The sequence below is a fragment of the Ruegeria sp. E5 genome, from assembly GCF_056534105.1.
The window spans coordinates 254,479-274,322 of the sequence record NZ_JBQFPA010000004.1 but is presented as its reverse complement, the minus strand read 5'-3'; the positions used below and the strand labels follow the sequence as shown (position 1 = coordinate 274,322).

At 59.5% G+C, this 19,844-nt stretch carries 20 protein-coding genes; 6 read left to right on the top strand and 14 right to left on the bottom strand.

The window, feature by feature from the left end; all coding sequences use genetic code 11:
* Positions 1 to 10 precede the first annotated feature (10 nt).
* On the top strand, positions 11 to 1,003 hold the full coding sequence (locus ACR0BI_RS16185) for a hypothetical protein (protein ID WP_170612841.1): 993 nt from the start codon (positions 11 to 13) through the stop codon (positions 1,001 to 1,003).
* Here ACR0BI_RS16185 and ACR0BI_RS16180 read toward each other — a convergent pair.
* From ACR0BI_RS16180 to ACR0BI_RS16165, 4 genes are read right to left on the bottom strand one after another with little or no spacing between them, the layout of a single operon-like run.
* Positions 1,000 to 2,265 (bottom strand): molybdenum cofactor synthesis domain-containing protein, encoded by a 1,266-nt coding sequence (locus tag ACR0BI_RS16180; RefSeq protein ID WP_480562798.1) that lies wholly within the window; start codon positions 2,263 to 2,265, stop codon positions 1,000 to 1,002. The two genes, ACR0BI_RS16185 and ACR0BI_RS16180, sit on opposite strands and share 4 nt — an antisense overlap.
* On the bottom strand, positions 2,262 to 2,753 hold the full coding sequence (gene mobB, locus ACR0BI_RS16175; RefSeq protein ID WP_170566241.1) for a molybdopterin-guanine dinucleotide biosynthesis protein B: 492 nt from the start codon (positions 2,751 to 2,753) through the stop codon (positions 2,262 to 2,264). The genes ACR0BI_RS16180 and mobB overlap by 4 nt, the downstream gene beginning before the upstream one ends.
* Positions 2,750 to 3,406, bottom strand: coding sequence for a molybdenum cofactor guanylyltransferase MobA (gene mobA, locus ACR0BI_RS16170; protein ID WP_480562797.1), 657 nt, complete (start codon positions 3,404 to 3,406; stop codon positions 2,750 to 2,752). The genes mobB and mobA overlap by 4 nt, the downstream gene beginning before the upstream one ends.
* Complete coding sequence (locus tag ACR0BI_RS16165) at positions 3,399 to 4,340, bottom strand: formate dehydrogenase accessory sulfurtransferase FdhD (RefSeq protein WP_480878857.1); 942 nt, start codon at positions 4,338 to 4,340, stop codon at positions 3,399 to 3,401. The genes mobA and ACR0BI_RS16165 overlap by 8 nt, the downstream gene beginning before the upstream one ends.
* Here ACR0BI_RS16165 and ACR0BI_RS16160 point away from each other — a divergent pair.
* On the top strand, positions 4,339 to 5,049 hold the full coding sequence (locus ACR0BI_RS16160; RefSeq protein WP_170408370.1) for an AzlC family ABC transporter permease: 711 nt from the start codon (positions 4,339 to 4,341) through the stop codon (positions 5,047 to 5,049). The genes ACR0BI_RS16165 and ACR0BI_RS16160 overlap by 2 nt on opposite strands.
* Positions 5,046 to 5,378, top strand: coding sequence for an AzlD domain-containing protein (locus tag ACR0BI_RS16155; RefSeq protein ID WP_170395711.1), 333 nt, complete (start codon positions 5,046 to 5,048; stop codon positions 5,376 to 5,378). The genes ACR0BI_RS16160 and ACR0BI_RS16155 overlap by 4 nt, the downstream gene beginning before the upstream one ends.
* Here ACR0BI_RS16155 and ACR0BI_RS16150 read toward each other — a convergent pair.
* From ACR0BI_RS16150 to ACR0BI_RS16120, 7 genes are all read right to left on the bottom strand, one after another.
* Positions 5,367 to 5,999, bottom strand: a complete 633-nt coding sequence (locus ACR0BI_RS16150; protein ID WP_170395709.1) for a hypothetical protein — start codon at positions 5,997 to 5,999, stop codon at positions 5,367 to 5,369. The two genes, ACR0BI_RS16155 and ACR0BI_RS16150, sit on opposite strands and share 12 nt — an antisense overlap.
* A gap of 21 nt (positions 6,000 to 6,020) precedes the next feature.
* Positions 6,021 to 6,155 carry an aa3-type cytochrome c oxidase subunit IV gene (locus ACR0BI_RS16145; protein ID WP_170395707.1) on the bottom strand — a complete coding sequence of 45 codons (135 nt, stop codon included), beginning with the start codon at positions 6,153 to 6,155 and terminating at the stop codon, positions 6,021 to 6,023.
* Between the two features lie 68 nt (positions 6,156 to 6,223).
* Entirely contained in the window at positions 6,224 to 6,778 is a 555-nt protein-coding gene (locus ACR0BI_RS16140) for a hypothetical protein (RefSeq protein ID WP_170423670.1), read from the bottom strand.
* Complete coding sequence (locus ACR0BI_RS16135) at positions 6,765 to 8,603, bottom strand: glycerophosphodiester phosphodiesterase family protein (protein ID WP_480562796.1); 1,839 nt, start codon at positions 8,601 to 8,603, stop codon at positions 6,765 to 6,767. The genes ACR0BI_RS16140 and ACR0BI_RS16135 overlap by 14 nt, the downstream gene beginning before the upstream one ends.
* A gap of 64 nt (positions 8,604 to 8,667) precedes the next feature.
* Positions 8,668 to 9,117 (bottom strand): DUF6173 family protein, encoded by a 450-nt coding sequence (locus ACR0BI_RS16130; RefSeq protein ID WP_170736722.1) that lies wholly within the window; start codon positions 9,115 to 9,117, stop codon positions 8,668 to 8,670.
* Positions 9,118 to 9,121: 4 nt separating this feature from the next.
* Positions 9,122 to 10,168: an MBL fold metallo-hydrolase gene (locus tag ACR0BI_RS16125; RefSeq protein ID WP_170395699.1), complete on the bottom strand. Its 1,047-nt coding sequence runs from the start codon at positions 10,166 to 10,168 to the stop codon at positions 9,122 to 9,124.
* On the bottom strand, positions 10,168 to 11,871 hold the full coding sequence (locus tag ACR0BI_RS16120) for an acyl-CoA dehydrogenase family protein (protein WP_480562795.1): 1,704 nt from the start codon (positions 11,869 to 11,871) through the stop codon (positions 10,168 to 10,170). Before ACR0BI_RS16120 ends, ACR0BI_RS16125 begins: the two co-directional genes overlap by 1 nt.
* 132 nt (positions 11,872 to 12,003) lie before the next feature.
* Here ACR0BI_RS16120 and ACR0BI_RS16115 point away from each other — a divergent pair, with 132 nt between their 5' ends.
* Entirely contained in the window at positions 12,004 to 12,951 is a 948-nt protein-coding gene (locus ACR0BI_RS16115) for an L-threonylcarbamoyladenylate synthase (protein ID WP_480562794.1), read from the top strand.
* On the opposite strand, the gene ACR0BI_RS16110 is transcribed toward ACR0BI_RS16115, so the two are convergent.
* Positions 12,948 to 13,502: a YqgE/AlgH family protein gene (locus ACR0BI_RS16110; RefSeq protein WP_170395693.1), complete on the bottom strand. Its 555-nt coding sequence runs from the start codon at positions 13,500 to 13,502 to the stop codon at positions 12,948 to 12,950. The two genes, ACR0BI_RS16115 and ACR0BI_RS16110, sit on opposite strands and share 4 nt — an antisense overlap.
* A gap of 148 nt (positions 13,503 to 13,650) precedes the next feature.
* Between ACR0BI_RS16110 and ACR0BI_RS16105 the strand changes: the two genes are divergently transcribed.
* Both ACR0BI_RS16105 and ACR0BI_RS16100 read left to right on the top strand, forming a co-directional pair.
* Complete coding sequence (locus ACR0BI_RS16105) at positions 13,651 to 14,463, top strand: protein-disulfide reductase DsbD domain-containing protein (protein ID WP_170395691.1); 813 nt, start codon at positions 13,651 to 13,653, stop codon at positions 14,461 to 14,463.
* 4 nt (positions 14,464 to 14,467) lie between these two features.
* On the top strand, positions 14,468 to 14,917 hold the full coding sequence (locus tag ACR0BI_RS16100) for an NUDIX hydrolase (RefSeq protein WP_170612826.1): 450 nt from the start codon (positions 14,468 to 14,470) through the stop codon (positions 14,915 to 14,917).
* On the opposite strand, the gene ACR0BI_RS16095 is transcribed toward ACR0BI_RS16100, so the two are convergent.
* Both ACR0BI_RS16095 and ACR0BI_RS16090 read right to left on the bottom strand, forming a co-directional pair.
* Positions 14,884 to 18,285 (bottom strand): efflux RND transporter permease subunit, encoded by a 3,402-nt coding sequence (locus ACR0BI_RS16095; RefSeq protein ID WP_480562793.1) that lies wholly within the window; start codon positions 18,283 to 18,285, stop codon positions 14,884 to 14,886. The two genes, ACR0BI_RS16100 and ACR0BI_RS16095, sit on opposite strands and share 34 nt — an antisense overlap.
* 5 nt (positions 18,286 to 18,290) lie before the next feature.
* Positions 18,291 to 19,748, bottom strand: coding sequence for an efflux RND transporter periplasmic adaptor subunit (locus tag ACR0BI_RS16090; protein ID WP_480562792.1), 1,458 nt, complete (start codon positions 19,746 to 19,748; stop codon positions 18,291 to 18,293).
* Between the last annotated feature and the right edge of the window lie 96 nt (positions 19,749 to 19,844).

Here is a 19,844-nt window from a genome sequence, read left to right as displayed (position 1 = left end):
AGCGTTTGTCATGTCAGGGTCTGAACCTGAGCAAGAACCCGAGAAACCCACCTCGCTGGGTATCTACGACCGTCCGGCGCACCGTTCGGTCACCGAGATCGAGATTGCAGCAGTTGTTCTCAGCCTGATCTGGCTGGTGGTGTCGGTCGTGTTTCTGGTACTGCCCGGCGGGCAACAAGGAGGGTTCATCGTCACCTTCCTGGCGGTGTTCATGCCGGTCGCAATGATCTGGGTCGCAGCCCTTGCGATGCGCGCCAGCCGAGTGATGCGCGAAGAAAGCGCCCGCCTGCAGACAGCCATCGATGCGATCCGCAACAGCTATGTCGTTCAGCAACAACGCGCGGCAAGCACGTATGAGCCGACGGTCGGCAAGAAACTGGATGAAATCGCCGAAAGCGCAAAAAAGACCGAGAGCGCGCTGGCGACATTCTCGACCAATCGCGGTGAACCCGGGCGCACCCAAAGGCCCGCGTCGGACATGGCCAATCAGACTTCGTTGGAACTTGGCACCTCAGCGGAAGAAATTGCGCCCCCGTTGCCCACCGACATCTTTATCCGCGCCCTGAACTTCCCCGAGACGCAAAGCGATGCCGAGGGATTTAACGCGCTGCGGCTTGCATTGAAAGATCGCAAGACCTCGAAACTTGTGCAGGCCTCACAAGATGTTCTGACCCTTCTCAGCCAGGAAGGCATCTATATGGATGACCTGCGCCCCGATATGGCGCGACCCGAAGTCTGGCGGCAATTTGCCCAAGGCGCGCGCGGGCGGTCGGTGGCTGCCTTGGGTGGCATTCGGGACCGTTCGTCACTGGCGCTGACTGCGGCGCGGATGAAACAGGATCCGATCTTTCGCGATGCCGCACACCATTTCCTGCGCCGCTTTGACCATATGATCGTCGAGTTCGAACCTAATGCCAGCGATGCCGAGCTTACAGCCCTGAGCGAAACCCGCACAGCGCGTGCCTTCATGCTGGTGGGGCGTGTCGCAGGGACGTTCGATTAAAGCCCAAAATTCCCGTAGGGTATGAACCTCACCAGATCGCCGGGCTTGATATCGCGGGCACCGTCCTCGATTTCGACCAAGCCTTCGGCCCAGCTCAGCCCGCTGATCCGGCCAGATCCTTCCGAATGGAATACCTCGGCCTGTCCTTCACGGATGCGCGCCCGCAGATATTCGCGACGCCCCGGTTTCTTGCGCTTTTCGAACGCGGCGGGCACGTCGAAGCCTTGCGGCTCTTGCCAGCCTGCACCGGCCAGCAGGTTCAGTGCCGGGCAGGCAAAGATCAACGTGCAAACCAGTGCTGCCACCGGATTGCCCGGCAAGCCAAACACCGGCGTCTGATCCCACATGCCCAGCGCCAATGGTCGCCCGGGTTTTAATGCGATGCGCCATTCCTGCATCGCCCCGGCCTCTCGCAATAATGCCGAGACGTGATCTTCATCGCCGGCGGAGGCCCCGCCACTGGTCAGGATTACATCCACTTGCTGAGCCGCGCGATCCAAATGCTGTTTCAGCGCCGCGCGATCATCCTCGGCGCGCCCAAGATCAACCGATTTGAATCCAATCCGCTCGGCCAGTGACAGCAGCATCGGACGATTGGCATCATAAATCTGCCCCAGTCCGGCGCTGTCACCCGGCTCGACCAACTCATCCCCGGTCGATAGCACTCCGACCCGCAAAACCTTGCGGACAGAAACCTCAGTCAGACCAACCGCCGACAAAAGCGCCAGATCCGTTGGTGTTAAACGCCGCCCAACTGGCAAGGTCAGCGCGCCTTCAACCACGTCTTCGCCTGCCTTTCGCGTGTTCGCGCCCTGTTTTAACGGACCTCGGAATGCAATGTGCCCCTGATCAAAGGTCACATCCTCTTCCAATATGACCGTATTAACACCCTTTGGCAGTGCAGCTCCGGTAAGAATGCGTATCGCATGGCCCTCTGGGACCTCACCGTCAAAGGGTACACCCGCGGCCGCCCGGCCCTCTACCAAAGGCATGACACAGGGTCCGTCCGGCACCGGACCGGCAAATCCGTACCCATCGACAGCGGTGTTGGGCTGAGGCGGGTTTGATCGTTTGGCCGACACGTCCACCGCCAGAACTCGGCCCGCCGCCCGCATCACGGGCACGTTTTCAACCCCAGCTACCACCGACAATCTGTCTCGCAAAAGCGCCAGAGCCTCATCAACGGGTGTCCAGTTCACCCCTGCAGGCAAGGCGAAACAATCATTGCGCAAGGGCGGAGGTGAGATATCCGGCGTGCTCATAATCCGACCTCTTCCAGGATAAAATCTGCAATGGCCGCCGTATCATCCAGATCAAACACCGGGCAATCCAATTCCAAAGGCGTATCACTTGCAACCGCGCGAACCGTGTCATCATCCGTGGCGATCAGCGGATTTCCGGGTTCTGCGCGAAACGCTTCGATCTTGGGGTGACGCTCGCGCTTGAAGCCTTCGATCAACACCAGATCGACCGGAGACAAACGCGACAGCAAGGTGTCCAGCCTCGGCTCGGGCGCACCGCGCAACTCCTGCATCAGTGCGATCCGCTGGCCGGATGCCAACAGCACTTCGGACGCACCCGCCGCACGATGCCGCTGGCTGTCGGTACCCGGCTGGTCGACGTCGACGGAATGATGCGCATGTTTAACGGTGGAAACGGTATACCCACGTCCGGTGACTTCAGCCACCAGCCGTTCCACTAGGCCGGTTTTGCCCGCGTTTTTCCAACCGGTGACGCCGTAGACCCTCATTCCTGCTCCAACAAGGTTTCAGCGCGGGCCAGATCATCGGGAGTGTTGACGTTGAAGAACGGATCAAACGGCAGGGCCGAAAACAGCGCCTCTCGCCCATCATGCTGGTCAGTCCACAGGACAACCTTGCGCAATCCAGCGTTCAACGCCTCCCTCAGATCATCGCGCAATGCCACCGGCCAGAGCCCAAAGGTCGGGTGCCGATTGACCCGCTTGCCGCCGCCGGATTTCAAAGCCTCGTCACCCGTGCGCGGGGTGGTTGCCAGGACAAGGGGGTATTTCTGACCTTCGGATGCGTGCACCAGTTGCGCCACAAGATCATGCGGAAAGAACGGAGTATCCGCCGCAACCGTCACGATAGATTGAGCTCCCTGTTCAGCGGCCCAATCAAGCCCGGCCAAAACACCGGCCAGCGGCCCTGCAAAGCCCTCGATCGAGTCCGAAACAACCGGCAAGTTCAAGCGGGCAAACCGTTCGGCATCGCCGTTGGCGTTCAAAGCCAGCCCGCCGACCTGAGGGCGCAGCCTGTCTATCACCCGATCCAGCAGGCTCTGCCCGCCGATCTGCAACAGCCCTTTATCGCCGCCTCCCATCCGCGTTGCGAGGCCGCCTGCCAGAATAACCCCCAGCGGTTTTTGCGACTGTTCAGCCATCGGCACTTTTCCTGCGATGTTTTTTGTCCTCAATCGCCACGCTCGACGGATCAACATCGCGCACCAATCGGTCTTCGCCCGACAAACACACGAACCGCTGCCCGCGCATCCGGCCGATCAGAGTCAAACCGACCTCGCGCGCGATCTCGACACCCCAGGCGGTGAATCCAGATCGCGAAGCGAGAACCGGGATGCCCATCATCGCCGTTTTGATCACCATTTCCGAGGTCAAACGACCGGTCGTATAGAGGATCTTGTCAGACGCGCTCGCACCCTCGGAGAGCATCCAGCCTGCGATCTTGTCGACCGCGTTATGGCGGCCCACGTCTTCCATATAGACCAACGGCCGGTTTTCATGGCAAAGCACCGTGCCATGGATGGCACCCGCCTCAAGGTACAGAGACGGGGTGCGGTTGATCTTGGACGCCAACTCATACAGCCACGAGGTGCGCACCGAGACCTGTGGCAGGCGCACGTCCTCTAGCCCCTCCATCATGTCTCCGAACACAGTGCCTACTGCGCAACCGCTGGTACGGGTCTTCTTCTTCAGCTTGTCCTCGTATGAGGTCTCACGCGCCGTACGCACGACCACGGTTTCCAGATCGTCGTCATGGTCGACCCGAGTAATTTCATCATCTGCAAGCAGCATCCCCTGATTACGCAGAAACCCGAGCGCAAGGTATTCGGGATAGTCGCCGATGGTCATTGCCGTCACGATTTCCTGTGAGTTGAGGAAAATGGTCAGCGGGCGTTCCTCGACCACCGAGATCTGACTTATCTCACCATTCTGGTCCACACCCTCGACACCGCGCGTCAGGCGGGCAGCCCCCGGATCGGGCGCAATGAGGTAGTCTGACAGGTCGATCTCCGTGGCCAATTGCAACCCCTTCCCAAGACGGCTACTGCTGCTCGCGTCACCATAGGATTTAGCCATGGCCTCTGCCACATCCAAGTCATACTTCTGGAAAGGTTTTCGCGACGGGACGCCGTTTATCTTCGTCGCCATGCCCTTTGGCCTTCTGTTTGGTGTTTTTGCCACAGAAGCAGGGCTGGATATCATCCAGACGATGGCCTTTTCCGCCACCGTGTTTGCCGGCGCTGCTCAGTTCACCGCATTGCAATTGCTGCAGGACAATACACCAACGGTTATCGTTCTGATCTCGGCCCTGGCTGTGAACCTGCGGGTGGCCATGTATTCGGCTTCACTGACCCCTTATCTGGGGGCGGCTCCGCTGTGGCAACGGGCCCTTGGAGCCTATCTTATTGTTGATCAGTCTTACGCCTGTTCGATTGTCCGATTCGAGAAAGAACCGGATATGTCCGTGCCTCAGCGCATGGCGTACTTTGTCGGCTCGGTCACGCCGATCACGCCGCTTTGGATACTCGCCACTTATCTGGGTGCTGTTCTGGGGGCGCAGATTCCGGAAAGCTGGGCTCTGGATTTTGCGCTGCCGATCACGTTCTTGTCCATGATCGGACCAATGATGCGCACCATGGCGCATGTTGTAGCCGCGCTGGTGGCGATTGTTGTCGCCCTGCTGTGCGTGGCAGTGCCGTTCAATCTTGGACTGTTGATCGCAGGGATAGCCGGGATGATGGCAGGTGCACGGGCTGAATTGATGTTAGAGCGGAAAAAGTCATGACGCAGATCGACCCGACAACCATGTGGATCATCATCGTAGGTCTGGCGATAGGCAGCTACCTTCTGCGCTTTACCTTTATCGGGCTGGTTGGCGACCGCCCGATGCCGCCCTGGCTTCTGCGGCACCTGAGGTACACAGCAGTGGCGATTCTGCCTGCCCTGATCGCACCTTTGGTAGTCTGGCCCACGGCCACCGAAGGACAACCGGATATGCCGCGCATGGCGGCTGCGGCAGTTGCGTTGACGGTGGGAATTGTAACGAAAAACGTCATAGCGGCCATCTTTTCAGGGGCCGCCACGCTTTACGGTCTGCTTTACCTAGTTGGTTGAGACCGCTTCAAGCTGATTGAGTCGCGCATTGTTTTCCGCCAGCCCCTGCTGCAGATCAGCCGAGTCATTCTCACGATAATCCGTGGTGACAACGCCTGGAATCTGACCAAACTGATCGGATAGCTTCACCGGGTAGAATGTTGTTTTGATTTGCTCGAACCCCGGGACCTGTTGCAGCAACTGCGAGGTCGAATTTGCACAAAAAGCCTGCGAAACCGGGCCCATCTGCTTGGCCAATTGCAGCGCGATCTCGGCCTGCTGTGGCGTCACTTCGATCGTCTGAATACGGGCATAATGCGTCTCGCGCGCATGACTGCTACGATAGGCGCGTTCAACATTTGGCGTGATGCCATAAAGGACATCATTCTTGATCGGCACCACATCCGCCCGGAACGATCCGGCAGGATCAAATATGACCCGCTCGCTGCCGCTGATCATCAGCGACGTGTGTGCCCCAGATCCGGTGCGCGTGCTGATCATCGTATAAAGCGTCAGTGTCGATGGCCCCGGATCACGATAGGACCGGGCCACAATTTCCGAGGGATCAGCCTGCGGGCGCTGCGATCCCGCGCAACCCGCAACTGTCACTGCCAGCAGGCAGGCAATCAGAATCCTGAACAAGAGATGCGCCTCGTGTACCGTTTAGGCCGCAAAGACCGCCAGGAACAGGCAAAGGAGTACAATTGCCACCACGCACCACGTGGTGAATTTGATGAAACCGTCAAAGGTTTTTGTTTGAACGGTGATGTCCATCTCGCCGTGCTTGTGATCAGCCATGTTTATTAGAATCCCAATTCGCGTATTTGAAATGTTGGATAATGCAAAACTCAGGGCCTGTCACGACGTCATTCGCGCGCAGTTGGTCCAAAAATCGTGCAGCCTGGATAACCAAACCCCCAGCGCCAGGGCAACCCGCTGCAGGGACCACCCCCAAAACGCACGGCCAGAAACATCGCCTCGGAGGTGATCGAATGAACCGAGCGGATTTGATCCGGCGTCATATCATAGCGTTCGGCATATTCATCAGCATGGCTTTCGCCGTGGGTTTTGACACAGGTGCGCAGCGCGTCATCGGCAGCGAGCCGGGCGTCAAAGCTGGCCTCGGCCTGCGATGCGCCGCCTGCGTTGTAATAGGCGCGATCGTGGGTAACGCAGCAGTACTCCCATGGCGGGTGTTCTTCATAAAGCAGACTGAACTTCGGAAAGGTCTCGGCAACCATGCGCCAGCTGGAAGATAATCCGCCCGAACAGCCGTCCGTTTCGAAGGGGGTCAGTTCAGCGCCTTCTATCGTGTCGGCCAACGCCCGGTGAGCGGGCATTTCCACGCTACGCATCAGGTCCTGCGCGGCTGCAGGCAGCGCGCAACAGGCCAGAATGAGGGTGAGTTCACGGGTTCGCATCGCGCATCTCGGCAGTATCAATGGACAATCCGAATGTCGTCGCCAACCAAAGCATCAGGCGTTCGCCCGGTCCCATCTCGGCACGAACACGCAGCACTTCACGGGCCATGGCCGGGCGGTCAGTGATCAGCCCGTCGACCCCCATCGATGCCATCGCCGACATCTGCAACGGGTCATTCACCGTCCAGACATAGATGTCCTTGCCCGCCTCATGGACCGAGCGGATCAGGCCCGGTGACACCGTCGCCGCATTTACGGCCACAAAATCGCCCTCAAGCCCCGACAGATTGCCGATGGCGGTCGCGGCCAGAACGCCTGCCCGCCAATCGGGGCGCAGCGCTTTCATCTTCTGCACGGCCGGATATTTCAATGACATGGTGGCGATGTCATCCTGCATATCCAGCTCCTCGACAATCGTGGCAACTTGGTTTTCCAGGTCGACGTCATGGCCATAGTATTTCAGCTCGATGATGACCTTGGACTTGCCCTTCGCAGCTTCCAGAACATCCCGCAGCGTGGGCGTCCGTTCCGAAGCATATTCGGGGCCGAACCAGCTGCCGATATCGATCTCGGCTACATCCTCCATGGTCGCGTCCCAGACCTTGAGCGGCACACCCGCCAGTTTCATGAAATCACTGTCATGCGCGATGATGACCACACCATCCGCAGTCTCCTGAACGTCGATCTCAACCCAATCGGCGCCATCTTCGATAGCCTTCAACACAGCCGCCATGGTATTTTCCGGCCTTATCGCCGCCGCACCCCTATGACCAATGACATCCGCATGATCGGAGGCCTGAATGCGGACCAGCAACTCCTGCCCGGACCAGAGCCCGATCAGCAGGGCGATTGCCGCGCCACCGACCACAGCGTAAAGCGGCGCGCGCAGGTTGCCGGGTTCGGGATGAGGAACCTCTCGGCCTTGTGTGTCGAAGAACCCATCCAGCAGAACCGCCAATGCTCCCAGAGCGACGGCTGCAAGCACAAGCCCAGCCAGCGACCAGAGGCCCGCTACGATCATACTGAAGATCAGCGCAAAGCGCAGGTTCGTGCTTTCCTGCAACGGCACCAGATCGAACAACAGTCCGGCCACAAAGGCAATCAGTGCGGCGATCACGAGACGCATCGCAAGCCAAAGGCCGAGCTCGATCTTTAGGCGACCGCGTTTGCCTTCCATTCGATCCGTGCTGGCGGAGAAGGCCTCGGCGGGTTTGCAGCCCTCAAATAATACAAGGTGCAGCGACAGCGCCCAGGCCGAGAGCCTGCGGATCAGAACCCAAGCCAGACACAGCACCACAAATCCGATCAGCACTACCGCCACCCAGAATGAAGGCGGGTGGAAGGTGAGGTAATAGTTGATGTCGTATTCAGTCAGCATCCACCAGGCGATCAGGCCAGCCACGGCGACAAAAGGCAGCGCAAGTACCAGCACACGCAAAATGAACCGTGCGGCAAAGCCGAAAAGCGCAGGTAAACGCGTCAGGATCAACCGGATGGAAGCACTGCCCGCGCGCCAAGGGTCACGCTCACCCATCCGCAATGATCCGGCCATGACCGAGAAGACAAAGACCTCGGCCAGTAAGAACAGGCTGAGAACTACAACCGCGGCGATGAAGCCCGCTGGTGACAGCAGGAACATCGCAATGTCCTGATCCGTCAGCGCCGATTGATCAGACAATGAAACAGCAACATTGACGGCGATGGCAACGCCCGGAGCGATCAGTGCAACCAGCAGCAACCGAACGGCGACATAAACAGGCACAAACACGCGCCGCCGCGCCCATGCGCCCCGGTAGGCAGTTGTAACGGCTGAGAAATTGGTCACGCGGTTGCCTCCTGAATGGTCTATCCATTCAAGGCTGCGTAAGTGTGAATTGCAAGAGTGGGCGTCAGCTTTCTTCCAGATCAGCCGCCAGCCGGAAACCAATGCGGTTGGCTGGTTTATCCTCGATCGATTTAGGCAAGGCACGCAGCATCACATTCAACTGGCTGACATGCTGGACGAGCTGCGTTTTGGCGCCGCCTCCGTCCGAGCCATAGAAGGTGATCACATCCGGATCGAAATAGCCCATGCCCTCGATCCGCATTACACCGGCATCACCACCGGTGAATCCCATGGCAACCTCATGATCGCCATCCAGAGTCTTCTCGAAATTCTGAATATACATAATCAGCCGCTCATAGGCCCATTGAGCAGGGCTTTTGCTTTCGACCGGCTTTTGCAATGGCTTGGGCAAATCCTTGTTCCCCGATGCCGTTTCAGGGTTGGCGTGTACCTCATAGCACCGCGGCAACGCCGCAGATTCCGCTGCCTCGGCTGAGGTTTCGATCTTGTCCATTGCTCTACCCTTTGCGCTGATATTCCCAAGCTCCGTCCGCGCGCCGCGTCCGGGTGACCGCTCCAATGTGGTAGAGATGGTTCATATGTGCAACCGCCTCGACCAGCGCGAGGCCGTATTCCCCGCCCCTGATCTGGCGCTTGAACAGCGGGGCAAAGCACTCGGCGGCGGTTTTGGGTTGATCGAGATCGTTCAGCAGACGCTCAAGCGCGCCGTGGTGGTTATCGATCAACTGCCGCATGCGGATCGGCAACCCGGTGAACGGCAGTTTGTGCCCGCCCAAAACCAAATGATCGGGCCGGGCCAGCGGTTGCAGGCGTTCACACGCCTCCAACCAGTCGGCCACCGGATCGGCCATCGGCTCGGTGGCATAGACGCCCAAGTTGGAACTGATCGAACTGAGGATCTGATCGCCGGTCAGCACCAGATTGTCCTCGCGGCTCCAGAAGGTGCAATGCTCGGGCGCATGGCCGTTGCCCATGTGAACATCCCAGTCGCGGCCACCCATGCGGATCACGTCGCCCTGTTTGACACGGGTAAATCCCAGCGGCATAGGGTACACGGCGTCGGCAAAGTTGAACGGACGCTCGGCCATCCGACCGGCCAGCACGTCCGGATCCATCCCCGCGCTGCGGTAATAATCCAACGTTTCCTTCGGCCAATTCTCTTGCACATCCAGCGTCAGCATACGTGCGAACAACCATGCGGTACGACTGGTGACCAGTTCTGCACCATGCTCGGACTGGAACCAGCCCGCATTGCCGACATGGTCAGGATGGTGATGAGTCACGACAACGCGACGGACGGGTTTGCCAGCCAATGGCCCTTCCATCAGGGCCTGCCAGATTCCCCGTGTTTTCTTTGAAGAAAGCCCTGTGTCGACGATGGTCCAGCCGTCGCCATCATCCAATGCATAGACATTCACATGATCCAGCGCCATCGGCAAAGGCAGCCTGATCCACAGAACTCCTTCTGCAACTTCGACCCATTCGCCAGGAGCGGGTGGTTCCTCCCACGGATATCGCATCACTTGCGGAGCCTCGCCATCCATCAAACCGCCAGTTCCTCTGGGCTGAGGGCATAGAGGTCATCCGCCCCGTTCTGCGCCTGCGCAAGCAAGCCCGTATGTTCAGGCAGCAGCACATTGATATAATAGCGTGCCAACTTGGCGCGCGGTCCATCGGGATCGGCTAGCGCCGCTGACAAATGGTAATGCCCGCCCAGAACCCGCGCGAACGCTTTTAGATACGAAGCCGCGCCAGCAAACCGGTTGTTCATATCCGATTGAGCAACGAGCCACTCCGTCGCTTCCCGCAGCGACTCGGAAGCTTCCCAAACAGGACCAGCAAGTTCAGGCATCGTGGCGCGCGCCTTCTCAGCTTGATCCTCGATCTCATCCAGAAGGTTCGAGGCCGCCTCACCCCCATCCATCATCTTGCGCGCTACGAGGTCCATGGCCTGAATACCATTGGTGCCCTCGTAGATCGCGGTCACACGGACATCGCGATAATATTGTGCAGCACCAGTTTCTTCGATGAAGCCCATGCCACCATGCACTTGAACGCCGGTCTCGGAAACGCGCATGCCGGTCTCGGTGCCAAAAGCCTTGCAGATCGGCGTCAGCAGCGCCGCACGTGCCGCCCAATCGGCCTCACCCGTGGCCTGCGCCATGTCGATTGCAGCTGCATTGGCCAGCATGATCGCCCGCGCCGCAAACACATCCGCGCGCATCGACATCAGCATCCGCCGTACATCCGCGTGGTCGATGATGGTGCCCGAGGGCGTCTTGCCCTGCTTACGCTCCAACGCATAGGCCAGCGCATGCTGGTAGGCTCCTTCGGCGACACCCACACCTTCGCCACCAACGCCCAAACGCGCGTTGTTCATCATGGTGAACATCGCGGCCATGCCGCCATGTTCCTTGCCGACCAGCCAACCCTTGGCCCCGTCATACTGCATCACGCAGGTGGGCGAGCCGTGCAGACCCATCTTGTGTTCCAGCGAGACCACCTTGAGGTCATTGGCCACGCCGGGGTTGCCGTTCTCGTCGGGGATGTATTTCGGCACCAGAAACAGCGAAATCCCCTTGGTTCCCGGAACTCCGTCTGGCAGGCGGGCCAGAACAAGATGGCAGACATTCTCGGCAAAGTCGTTGTCGCCCCAAGAGATATAGATCTTCTGCCCGGTCACCGAATAGGTGCCGTCGCCATTGTCTTCGGCCTTCGAGGTCAGCGCGCCCACATCCGATCCGGCCTGCGGTTCGGTCAGGTTCATGGTGCCCGACCACTCACCCGCCATCATCTTGGGCAGATAGATCGCTTTCAGCTCATCACTCGCGTGATGCTCCAACGCTTCGATCTGGCCTTGGGTCATCAAGGGGGCCAGTTGCAGCGACAGGCAAGCCGCGCTCATCATCTCATTCACGGCGGTGGTCATGGTCATGGGCAGACCCATACCGCCATATTCGGGATCGCCGCTCATCCCGATCCAGCCGCCTTCGGCAATCGTCCTCCAGCCCTCGGCATAGCCCGGAGAGGTCCGCAGCACGCCGTTCTCCAGCCGCGCGGGTTCCAGATCACCAGGGCGTTGAAGCGGGGCCATGATCTCTTCGCACATCTTCCCGGCTTCGGTCAGAATGGCGCTGACCACATCCTCGCTGGCTTCCGAGAACTTTTCGGTCGCGGCGATCTGGTCAAAGCCGATCACGTTGCGGAACAGGAATTCATAGTCTGAGATCGGGGCGCGATAGGGCATGGTTTCCCTCTGGTTCTGGCAAGTTGTCAGCGTGGGGTTGGAATCCCGGCCCCACGCCGGTATTCATCTGGGCTGGCACGATTACCTACCGTTACCTGAACTGCAAGCAACCAAAACGCGGCGTCACGATCCATGACCCTTCTCGGTACTCAAGACTTACCAGCAAACGCCGACGGGCTCGCCAAGGCCGCTGACCTGTTGCGACAGGGGCTGCTGGTCGCTTTCCCGACCGAGACCGTCTATGGACTGGGTGGCGATGCACGGAACGGCGAGGCTGTGGCCGCGATCTATGAAGCCAAGGGGCGACCCAGTTTTAACCCACTGATCGCCCATGTCGCCTCAACCGAGACCGCAAAACGCTTCGTCGAATGGACCGATCAGGCTGATTTGTTGGCTGATGCCTTCTGGCCCGGACCGTTAACTCTGGTTCTTCCTCTGCGCCCCGATCACGGGATTTCGTCGCTGGTCACAGCTGGCTTGGATACTCTGGCCGTTCGCGTGCCTGCGCATCCCACAGCGCAGGCTTTACTGACCGCTTTTGACGGTCCTGTGGCAGCGCCATCGGCCAACCCCTCTGGTCAGATCAGCCCAACGACGGCGGCCCATGTCCGAGCGGGGCTGGAGGGACGCATAGCCGCAGTTCTGGACGATGGGCCGTGCGGTGTCGGGCTTGAGTCCACTATTGTGGGTCTGGCCGGCACCCCTGCCTTGTTGCGTCCAGGTGGTGTCGCATTGGAACAAATCGAAGAGGTTCTAAAGGCAGAACTGCATCACCACCAACCCGGCGATCTGCTTACCGCGCCGGGGCAGTTGCAATCCCACTACGCGCCGGACGCGCCGGTGCGGCTGAACGCCCGGTCACGGCAGGGGGACGAGGTGTTGCTGGGTTTTGGCCCCGTTGATTGTGATCTGAACCTCTCCAGCACCGGCAACCTGCCCGAGGCCGCCGCCAACCTGTTTGCCGCCCTTCACAAACTTAACGATACCGGTCGGCCAATCGCCGTATCACCAATTCCCCATCACGGATTAGGTGCGGCCATCAACGACCGTCTACGACGCGCAGCAGCCCCTCGCGATTAGGCGCGGCCTGCACTGGCTGATAGGGTCAGCGGATCAACACCAAGCGTAGCCAAAGCCGCCTCCCATTTCTCGTCATCAGGGACATCAAAGACCAGTTTCGACGACGCATCAGTCGTTAACCAACCATTCATCGCGATCTCATCTTCCAACTGACCCGGCCCCCAGCCGGAATAACCTAAAGTCAGCATCGAATTCAGCGGCCCCTTGCCCGAGGCAAGATCCTCGAGCACATCCAGCGTTGCGGTCATGCTGAAATCTTCGGAAATCTGCATAGAATGCAGATTCGCCTCATAATCTGCGCTATGCAGGACAAAGCCACGCGACATCTCGACCGGGCCGCCAAACTGCACCAGCCGTTCGCCAATTACGGGTATCCGACACGGAATGTTGAGCTGTTCCAGCAAGGTCTTGATCCGCAAGTCCGAAGGCTTATTCACGATCAATCCCATCGCGCCGTCATCACCATGGCTGCAGATATAGACGACCGAATGCTCGAATCGCGGGTCGCCCATTCCGGGCATCGCAATCAACAGTTTTCCCGTAAGGTCCATCAGCAGATATCTCTTGCGCCATAGGATATCCCTAGAATGACCCTGTGAACCGGGGAATGGCAAGGGATCAGCCGGGATTTCCGTGCATTTCACAGAAGTGACCGGAACGTGACTTGGCAATCCCGACCGGAATGCGCATGTTCTGCATATGAAAGCGCTTTGCAAATCTGCTGCAGCCGTGTTGGCCGTCAGCCTTTGTTTTGGTGCCCCCGCCACTGCGCAGGGGGTTGATAATCTGGTTCAGCTTGAGGTGTTGGACGGCGGCAAAACCGCCGAAGGTACCTATCAGGGGGCCTTGCGTCTAAAGCTCAAGGACGGGTGGAAGACCTATTGGCGCGCACCCGGCGATGCGGGCATTCCGCCGCAGTTTGATTGGAAAGGCTCTCGCAATATTGCAGACATAGCCTTCACATGGCCCGCGCCGCATGTGTTTGATCAGAACGGGCTGCGCTCGGTCGGGTATGAGGATCAACTTGTACTGCCCGTCGAAATCACGCCTAAGAACCCTGCCAAACCCGTGCGTTTGCGCGGCGAGATGGACTTGGGCGTGTGTAAGGATGTCTGCGTGCCGGGTCGGTTGGAATTCGATCACACAATGGATGCCGACGCTGCACGCAATCCGGCCATCGCCGCAGCCCTCGCCCAGCGCCCGTTTTCCGAACGCGAAGCAGGCGTGGCGGATGCGACGTGCCAATTGACTCCCACTGCAGACGGAATGCGGATCGAGGCGCGTATCACCATGCCTTCAGCGGGCGGGTCCGAATTCGCCGTCATTGAACCAGGAAACCCGGCACTCTGGGCATCGCAGCCCGATACACGCCGTCAGGGCAACACCCTGATCGCAAGCTCGGAGATTATCGGTGCCTCCGGCGGGCCATTCGCGCTGGATCGGTCCGAAGTGCGCATCACGGTTCTGGGGGCAAACCACGCTGTCGATATCCAAGGATGCAGCGCAGGCTGACCGGATGAGCCAGACCCCAAAGATCGGTGCCTTGGCTGTCGTGCTGCACGATGGCCAGGTACTTTTGGTGCAACGCAGCAAGCAACCCGATCAGGGGTTGTGGGGCTTTCCAGGCGGCCATGTGGAATGGGGTGAAACGGTTCTGGACGCCGCCACCCGCGAGCTGCGGGAAGAGACCGGTGTGATTGCTGAGCCTTTGGTCTATCTCGACAATCTCGACCTTTTGCTGCGCGATGATAGCGGGCAGACCCGGGCGCACTACCTGCTGGTCGGAGTTGCGTGTCGCTATGTAACCGGCACGCCTGTCGCTGCAGACGACGCGCAGGACGCTCAGTGGTTTCCGGTGGACCAGATCACCAGCGGCGACCTGCCAATGAGCGACCGCGTTCCCGATCTTTTGCGGCGTGCTTTAGAGATGGATCAAGCCTCGACCCGATCCGACAAGCGTGCATAAAGCACGCTGGACAGCACGACACCTACCAGCAGGATCACGGTCGCACCCGCTACGAAAACGCCAAAACCCATTTGCAGCACACTTGGACCTTCGGCGGCTGGGTAGAGACCCGAGAGCAGCGCCAACGGCGCACCTGTCACTACGGGCCAGATCATCGAGGCACCCAGCCAGATCGCCAACGCTGCGCCCGTTGCGCGCACGGCATTGCGTACCACCCTGTCCGGCGCGCGCAAGGCCCGTCTCATCGATGTCATCGGGCGTGAGATGTCGTTTAGGATGGCCAGCAATGCAGGCACTAGCAGCAGGATCAGGGCCATGCCAAAGCCCAGCCCATAGACCAGTGTGATCACGGTCGGTTTCAAAAACTGCGCCTGCTGCGAGCTTTCGTACATCAAGGGCGTCAGCCCGAGTACCGTGGTCAGCGTGGTCAGCATCACAGGCCGCAATCGATCTGCCGTGCCTTCGACGATTGACGGCACCAACCCGCGCTCTTTCCGGTATCCGTCGATTGTGGTCACCAGAACAATCGAGTCGTTGATTATGATCCCGGTCATGCCCAACAGGCCGACGACGGTGAACATGCTTAACGGCACGCCCCACAGGTAATGCCCCCAGATCGCGCCCACGAGGCCAAAGGGAATGATCGCCATGACCACCAAGGGCCTTGTCCAACTGGCAAAGACCCAAGCCAAAACCAGATAAATTCCGGTCAGACACAGGATCAGGCCTGTGCGGGCCTCGGATAGGAATTCATCCTCCTGCTCACTCAGGCCAGCCATGCGCCATTCGACCTGCCGTTCGGCGGCGATGTTTGGCAATATCTCTTCGCGCATGGCGCGGGCGATTTCGGCAGCCTGCGCCGGGTCGTCCTCGGAAATATCACCATTCACCGAGATGACCCGCAGACCATTTTCGCGCCGGACGGTCGAGAAACCCGATTTACGCTCGACCGAGACGATATCGGCGAGCGGGACATAAACGCCATCAGGCGTCCGCATCAGCGTGCGTTCCAGGAAATCGGCGGTCAGTTCGCCCTCGGGCAGTTCGATCCGAATCTCGGTGCTGCGTGGACCATCTGGGAAGGTCGCGGCCTCAATCCCGTTGAGCCGGTTTCGCAATACGCGGCCAAGTGTCTCGATGCGGAAACCCAGCGCCTGACCCTGCGCAGTCAGGTCCAGAATGAACTCTTCCTTGTCATAAGCGAGGTTATCTTCGAGCGCAGAAACTTCCGAGTATTTCGCAAGTTCCGCCTGCAGGTCCTCAGATGCAGATTTCAACGTGTTCACATCCGCACCGTAGAACTGCACGTCAATCGCATCACCACCCGGACCAGAACGCCAACCACGGAAGCTGAGCAACTCGACCTTCGGGTGGCGCGGAACAAAATCCTGCAGCTCGCCCACAAATTCAAAGCTGGAATAGGGGCGCAGGTCAGCGTCGATCAGCTCGATCGAGATGCCGCCCAGTAGATCGTCATCCTTGCCATCCGCCGCGCGCAGCCCCCATCCGGCCGAACCGCCAACCTCGGCTAGAACGTATTCGATCGGGTTGCGGCCATGGCGTTCTTCGTAAACCTGACCCAGTTCTTCCGTGGCTTTCTGGACCATGCGCATCATTTCCAGCGTCTCAGCGCGCGTCGCCCCTTCGACCATGATGAAATTGCCAGTGACCGAACCGCGTTCTGGTGCGTTGAAGAACCGCCAATTCACGTCGCCCCGAATGAACAGAGCGATCTGGCTGGCCAGTATCACCACCATCAGTGCAACAACCACATACCGTGCCCAGACCACCCAAGCGACCAACGGGCGGAACAGGTGGTCGCGCACCCATCGGAAGCCCTTGTTCACAACCCTGTTGGGCCAGTCATACCAATGCTCCTTAGCCGAATGCGCAATGGCATGGGCCATGTGGTTTGGCAGGATCAGGAAGCATTCGATCAGCGAGGCAATCAGGACAGCGATAACGGTGAACGGAATATCTCGGATCAGCTCTCCGAAGCGGCCACCGATGGCGGTGAGGCCAAAGAAAGCGATAACCGTGGTAACTGTTGCAGCAAACACCGGCATCGCCATACGGCGAGCGGCGCGTTCTGCAGCTACGATTGGCGCTTCGCCCAAACGGCGGGCGCGAAAATCAGCGTGCTCTCCCACGACGATGGCATCATCAACCACGATGCCCAAGGTAATGATCAGACCGAACAGAGACACCATGTTCAGCGACAACCCGCCCAGATACATCAGCGCAATCGCCGCAGACATTGCCACCGGAATACCGGCGGCCACCCAGAACGCAATGCGGGCATTGAGGAACAGGAACAGCAGGCAGACCACCAGCCCAAGACCCACAAGGCCATTGTCGACCAGAATATCCAGTCGGTCGGTGATCGCTTGTGCGCGGGTGCGGATCAGCTCAACAGTGATACCTTCGGGCAGGCTGGCCTGCATCTCGGCCACGACATCCTCGACATCGCGCTGGATACCTATGGCATCGCCAAGATTGGACCGGTCGACGCGGATCGACATCGCCGGATTGTCGCCGACGAAATAGCTGCGGTTGCGCGTGACTCCCTCGACCCGGATTTCCGCCACATCGCCCACAATCAGCTTTGAACCATCGGCAAAGTTGCGCAGGGCGATACCTTCGATCTCTTCCGGGGTGCGTTTCTCAACGCCTGTCCGAATACGCGCATTGGCACCTGTGACATCGCCCGCAGGGTTCGCGGTGACTTCTGCCGCGATGGCCTCGGCAATATCCGAAAGCGAGATATCATTGGCGATCAACTGTGCGGTGGGGACTTCGACCACCACACGCGGCGCGGCCAGTCCCCGGATCGTTGTCCGCGTGACACCAACCGCAAACAGGCGGCTTATCAATTCATCGGTGAATTTGGCCAGTTGTTCAGCTTCGATGGGCCCTGTTATGACAACATCCGTGACACGATCCCGCCAAGCGCCACGTCGGATGGTTGGTTCCTCGGCGTCTTCGGGCAGGTTGGTGACGCTATCGACAGCCGTTCGAACCTCTTCAACCGCGCGGGACATATCCCAGTTCGGCTCAAACTCCAGCCGGACCTGTGCAGTTCCCTCGCGCGAGGTCGACTCGGTACTGGCAACGCCCTCAACCGCCAAAAGCGCCGGTTCGAGCAATTGGACGATGCCATTGTCGACATCCTCGGGGCCTGCGCCTTCCCATTGAACGTTCACATCGACGCGTTCGAGAATCACATCAGGAAAGAACTGTGCCCGCATGTTGGGGATCGCGGCGGCCCCCAGCACCAGCATGATCAGCAGCAACAGATTGGCCGCAGTCCGGTGCCGGGTGAAATAGCTGAGGATACCGCCCGCCGCGTTGGGAATGTCGCGGATCATCGCGCTTAGCCCCCGGCCCGATTGTCATCAAGACGGCGTATTAGGGTGGCGGGCACTTTGGCCTCGCTCAACTGGCCCAATACTTGGGCTTTGTCTTCCTGAGACATCGCATCACTGGCCTCGACCTGAGCCACAAGCTGAGCGCGCTTTTCGTCCGAAAGCTCGACCATGCCCGGATCAGTTTCAGCGTTCGCCTCAATCCGTAGGGGCCGCACACGTACACCCGAACCCAGCAGAGGCGTCCGGCCAATCACAACCTCGCGGCCTTCCAGACCATCACCACGCAACAGTACTTCATCGCCCTGACGGCGGATCAGTTGCACGGCCAATGGTTCCAACCGGTCATCTGGGCCGAGAACAAGCACGTTGCCCGTGGCGTCCAAAACCGAGGATGGCAGACGGACCACATTATCGAGCGGCTGTTCTTCAATCGAAACGGTGACAAAATCCCCCGGCTTGAATCCCGGCGCGTCGTCGAGACGCGCATAGATCAGACGCCCGGTTTGCCCTTCACCCGCCGCGCCGCTATCGCGACTGATCCGGCCGGTGGCAGTGAGATCGGTCCCCGTGACCTCAAGCGATACAGTCACCGGGGCTGAGATCAGATCACCTTGCGCGTCCAGCAACCGCACGAATTGCGCGGTGGAAACCCGAAACGCGACCTCAAGCGCATTGGGGTCGACGAGTTCGGCCAGCTTTTCGTTGGCCGCTACCAACCTGCCTTCAACCAAAGTAACCTCGGTCAGCGTACCATCAAACCCGGCATGGATCGTCATATCCTCCAGGTCACGCTCGGCCCCTTCCAACGCGATACGAGCCCGCGCAAACAGGGTTGTTGCTTGATCCACCCGGGATTCGGCCTGCGCCAGAGCGATCCTGCGTGCGAGAACTGCCTGATGAGCCGATGTTGCGGCCAGTTCCGCTTCTTCGACGCTTGCGGCAGCCCCGACACCACGTGTCTGCAGATCCTGCTGGCGCTGCAGCGCCCGGTCGCGAAGTTCGGCCTGTGCCTCGGCTGATTTCAACTCATCCTGCGCCAACAGCAGCGAGCGTTCGGCGTCCCGCTCTTCAAACTGGGCATCCAGAAGATCGGATTTGGCACGGTCCAGAGCCGATTGCATATCGGCTGGGTCCAGTTCGACCAGCAATTCTCCCGCCGTTACGGTACCGCCATCTTCAAAATCTTCGGCCAGTGATACAACGCGCCCGCCCAAGGCCGCGCGCAGCTCTAACCGGCGGCGGCTTTGAATCTGGCCAAACGCTTCCAGATAAGGAGTAATGGTTTCCGGCTCGGCGGTTCGTACGGTAACGGCGAATATGCGTTCCCGCGCCTCAGGCGCCTGATTGTCCCGCGTCAGCACATCCTGCACCGCGCCCGAGATCATCTGTGCGGCAACGATCAGCAGGCCCAGCGTCAGAAACGCCAGGAACACCCCAACAAGGCTTTGCCGCAGAAATCGCATCGGTCACTCACCTTTGGTCGCACATGCTGCCTTCCGCAAAGGTAGCCGGGTCGCAAAAAATGCCAAGCCACAAAGCGGTTATGATCCGTTAAACGC

Bases quoted from the DNA above. Each gene is read 5' to 3' on its own strand.
- ACR0BI_RS16125 (WP_170395699.1), bottom strand. From the start codon at position 10,168: ATGGATGGCGAGGCTCCGCAAGTGATGCGATATCCGTGGGAGGAACCA.
- ACR0BI_RS16145 (WP_170395707.1), bottom strand. From the start codon at position 6,155: ATGGCTGATCACAAGCACGGCGAGATGGACATCACCGTTCAAACAAAA.
- mobA (WP_480562797.1), bottom strand. From the start codon at position 3,406: ATGGCTGAACAGTCGCAAAAACCGCTGGGGGTTATTCTGGCAGGCGGC.
- ACR0BI_RS16130 (WP_170736722.1), bottom strand. From the start codon at position 9,117: ATGGACAAGATCGAAACCTCAGCCGAGGCAGCGGAATCTGCGGCGTTG.
- ACR0BI_RS16110 (WP_170395693.1), bottom strand. From the start codon at position 13,502: ATGGACCTTACGGGAAAACTGTTGATTGCGATGCCCGGAATGGGCGAC.
- ACR0BI_RS16180 (WP_480562798.1), bottom strand. From the start codon at position 2,265: ATGAGCACGCCGGATATCTCACCTCCGCCCTTGCGCAATGATTGTTTC.
- ACR0BI_RS16095 (WP_480562793.1), bottom strand. From the start codon at position 18,285: ATGATCCGCGACATTCCCAACGCGGCGGGCGGTATCCTCAGCTATTTC.
- ACR0BI_RS16090 (WP_480562792.1), bottom strand. From the start codon at position 19,748: ATGCGATTTCTGCGGCAAAGCCTTGTTGGGGTGTTCCTGGCGTTTCTG.
- ACR0BI_RS16105 (WP_170395691.1), top strand. From the start codon at position 13,651: ATGAAAGCGCTTTGCAAATCTGCTGCAGCCGTGTTGGCCGTCAGCCTT.
- ACR0BI_RS16140 (WP_170423670.1), bottom strand. From the start codon at position 6,778: ATGCGAACCCGTGAACTCACCCTCATTCTGGCCTGTTGCGCGCTGCCT.
- ACR0BI_RS16120 (WP_480562795.1), bottom strand. From the start codon at position 11,871: ATGCCCTATCGCGCCCCGATCTCAGACTATGAATTCCTGTTCCGCAAC.
- ACR0BI_RS16160 (WP_170408370.1), top strand. From the start codon at position 4,339: ATGGCCTCTGCCACATCCAAGTCATACTTCTGGAAAGGTTTTCGCGAC.
- ACR0BI_RS16100 (WP_170612826.1), top strand. From the start codon at position 14,468: ATGAGCCAGACCCCAAAGATCGGTGCCTTGGCTGTCGTGCTGCACGAT.
- mobB (WP_170566241.1), bottom strand. From the start codon at position 2,753: ATGAGGGTCTACGGCGTCACCGGTTGGAAAAACGCGGGCAAAACCGGC.
- ACR0BI_RS16165 (WP_480878857.1), bottom strand. From the start codon at position 4,340: ATGGCTAAATCCTATGGTGACGCGAGCAGCAGTAGCCGTCTTGGGAAG.
- ACR0BI_RS16155 (WP_170395711.1), top strand. From the start codon at position 5,046: ATGACGCAGATCGACCCGACAACCATGTGGATCATCATCGTAGGTCTG.
- ACR0BI_RS16185 (WP_170612841.1), top strand. From the start codon at position 11: ATGTCAGGGTCTGAACCTGAGCAAGAACCCGAGAAACCCACCTCGCTG.
- ACR0BI_RS16115 (WP_480562794.1), top strand. From the start codon at position 12,004: ATGACCCTTCTCGGTACTCAAGACTTACCAGCAAACGCCGACGGGCTC.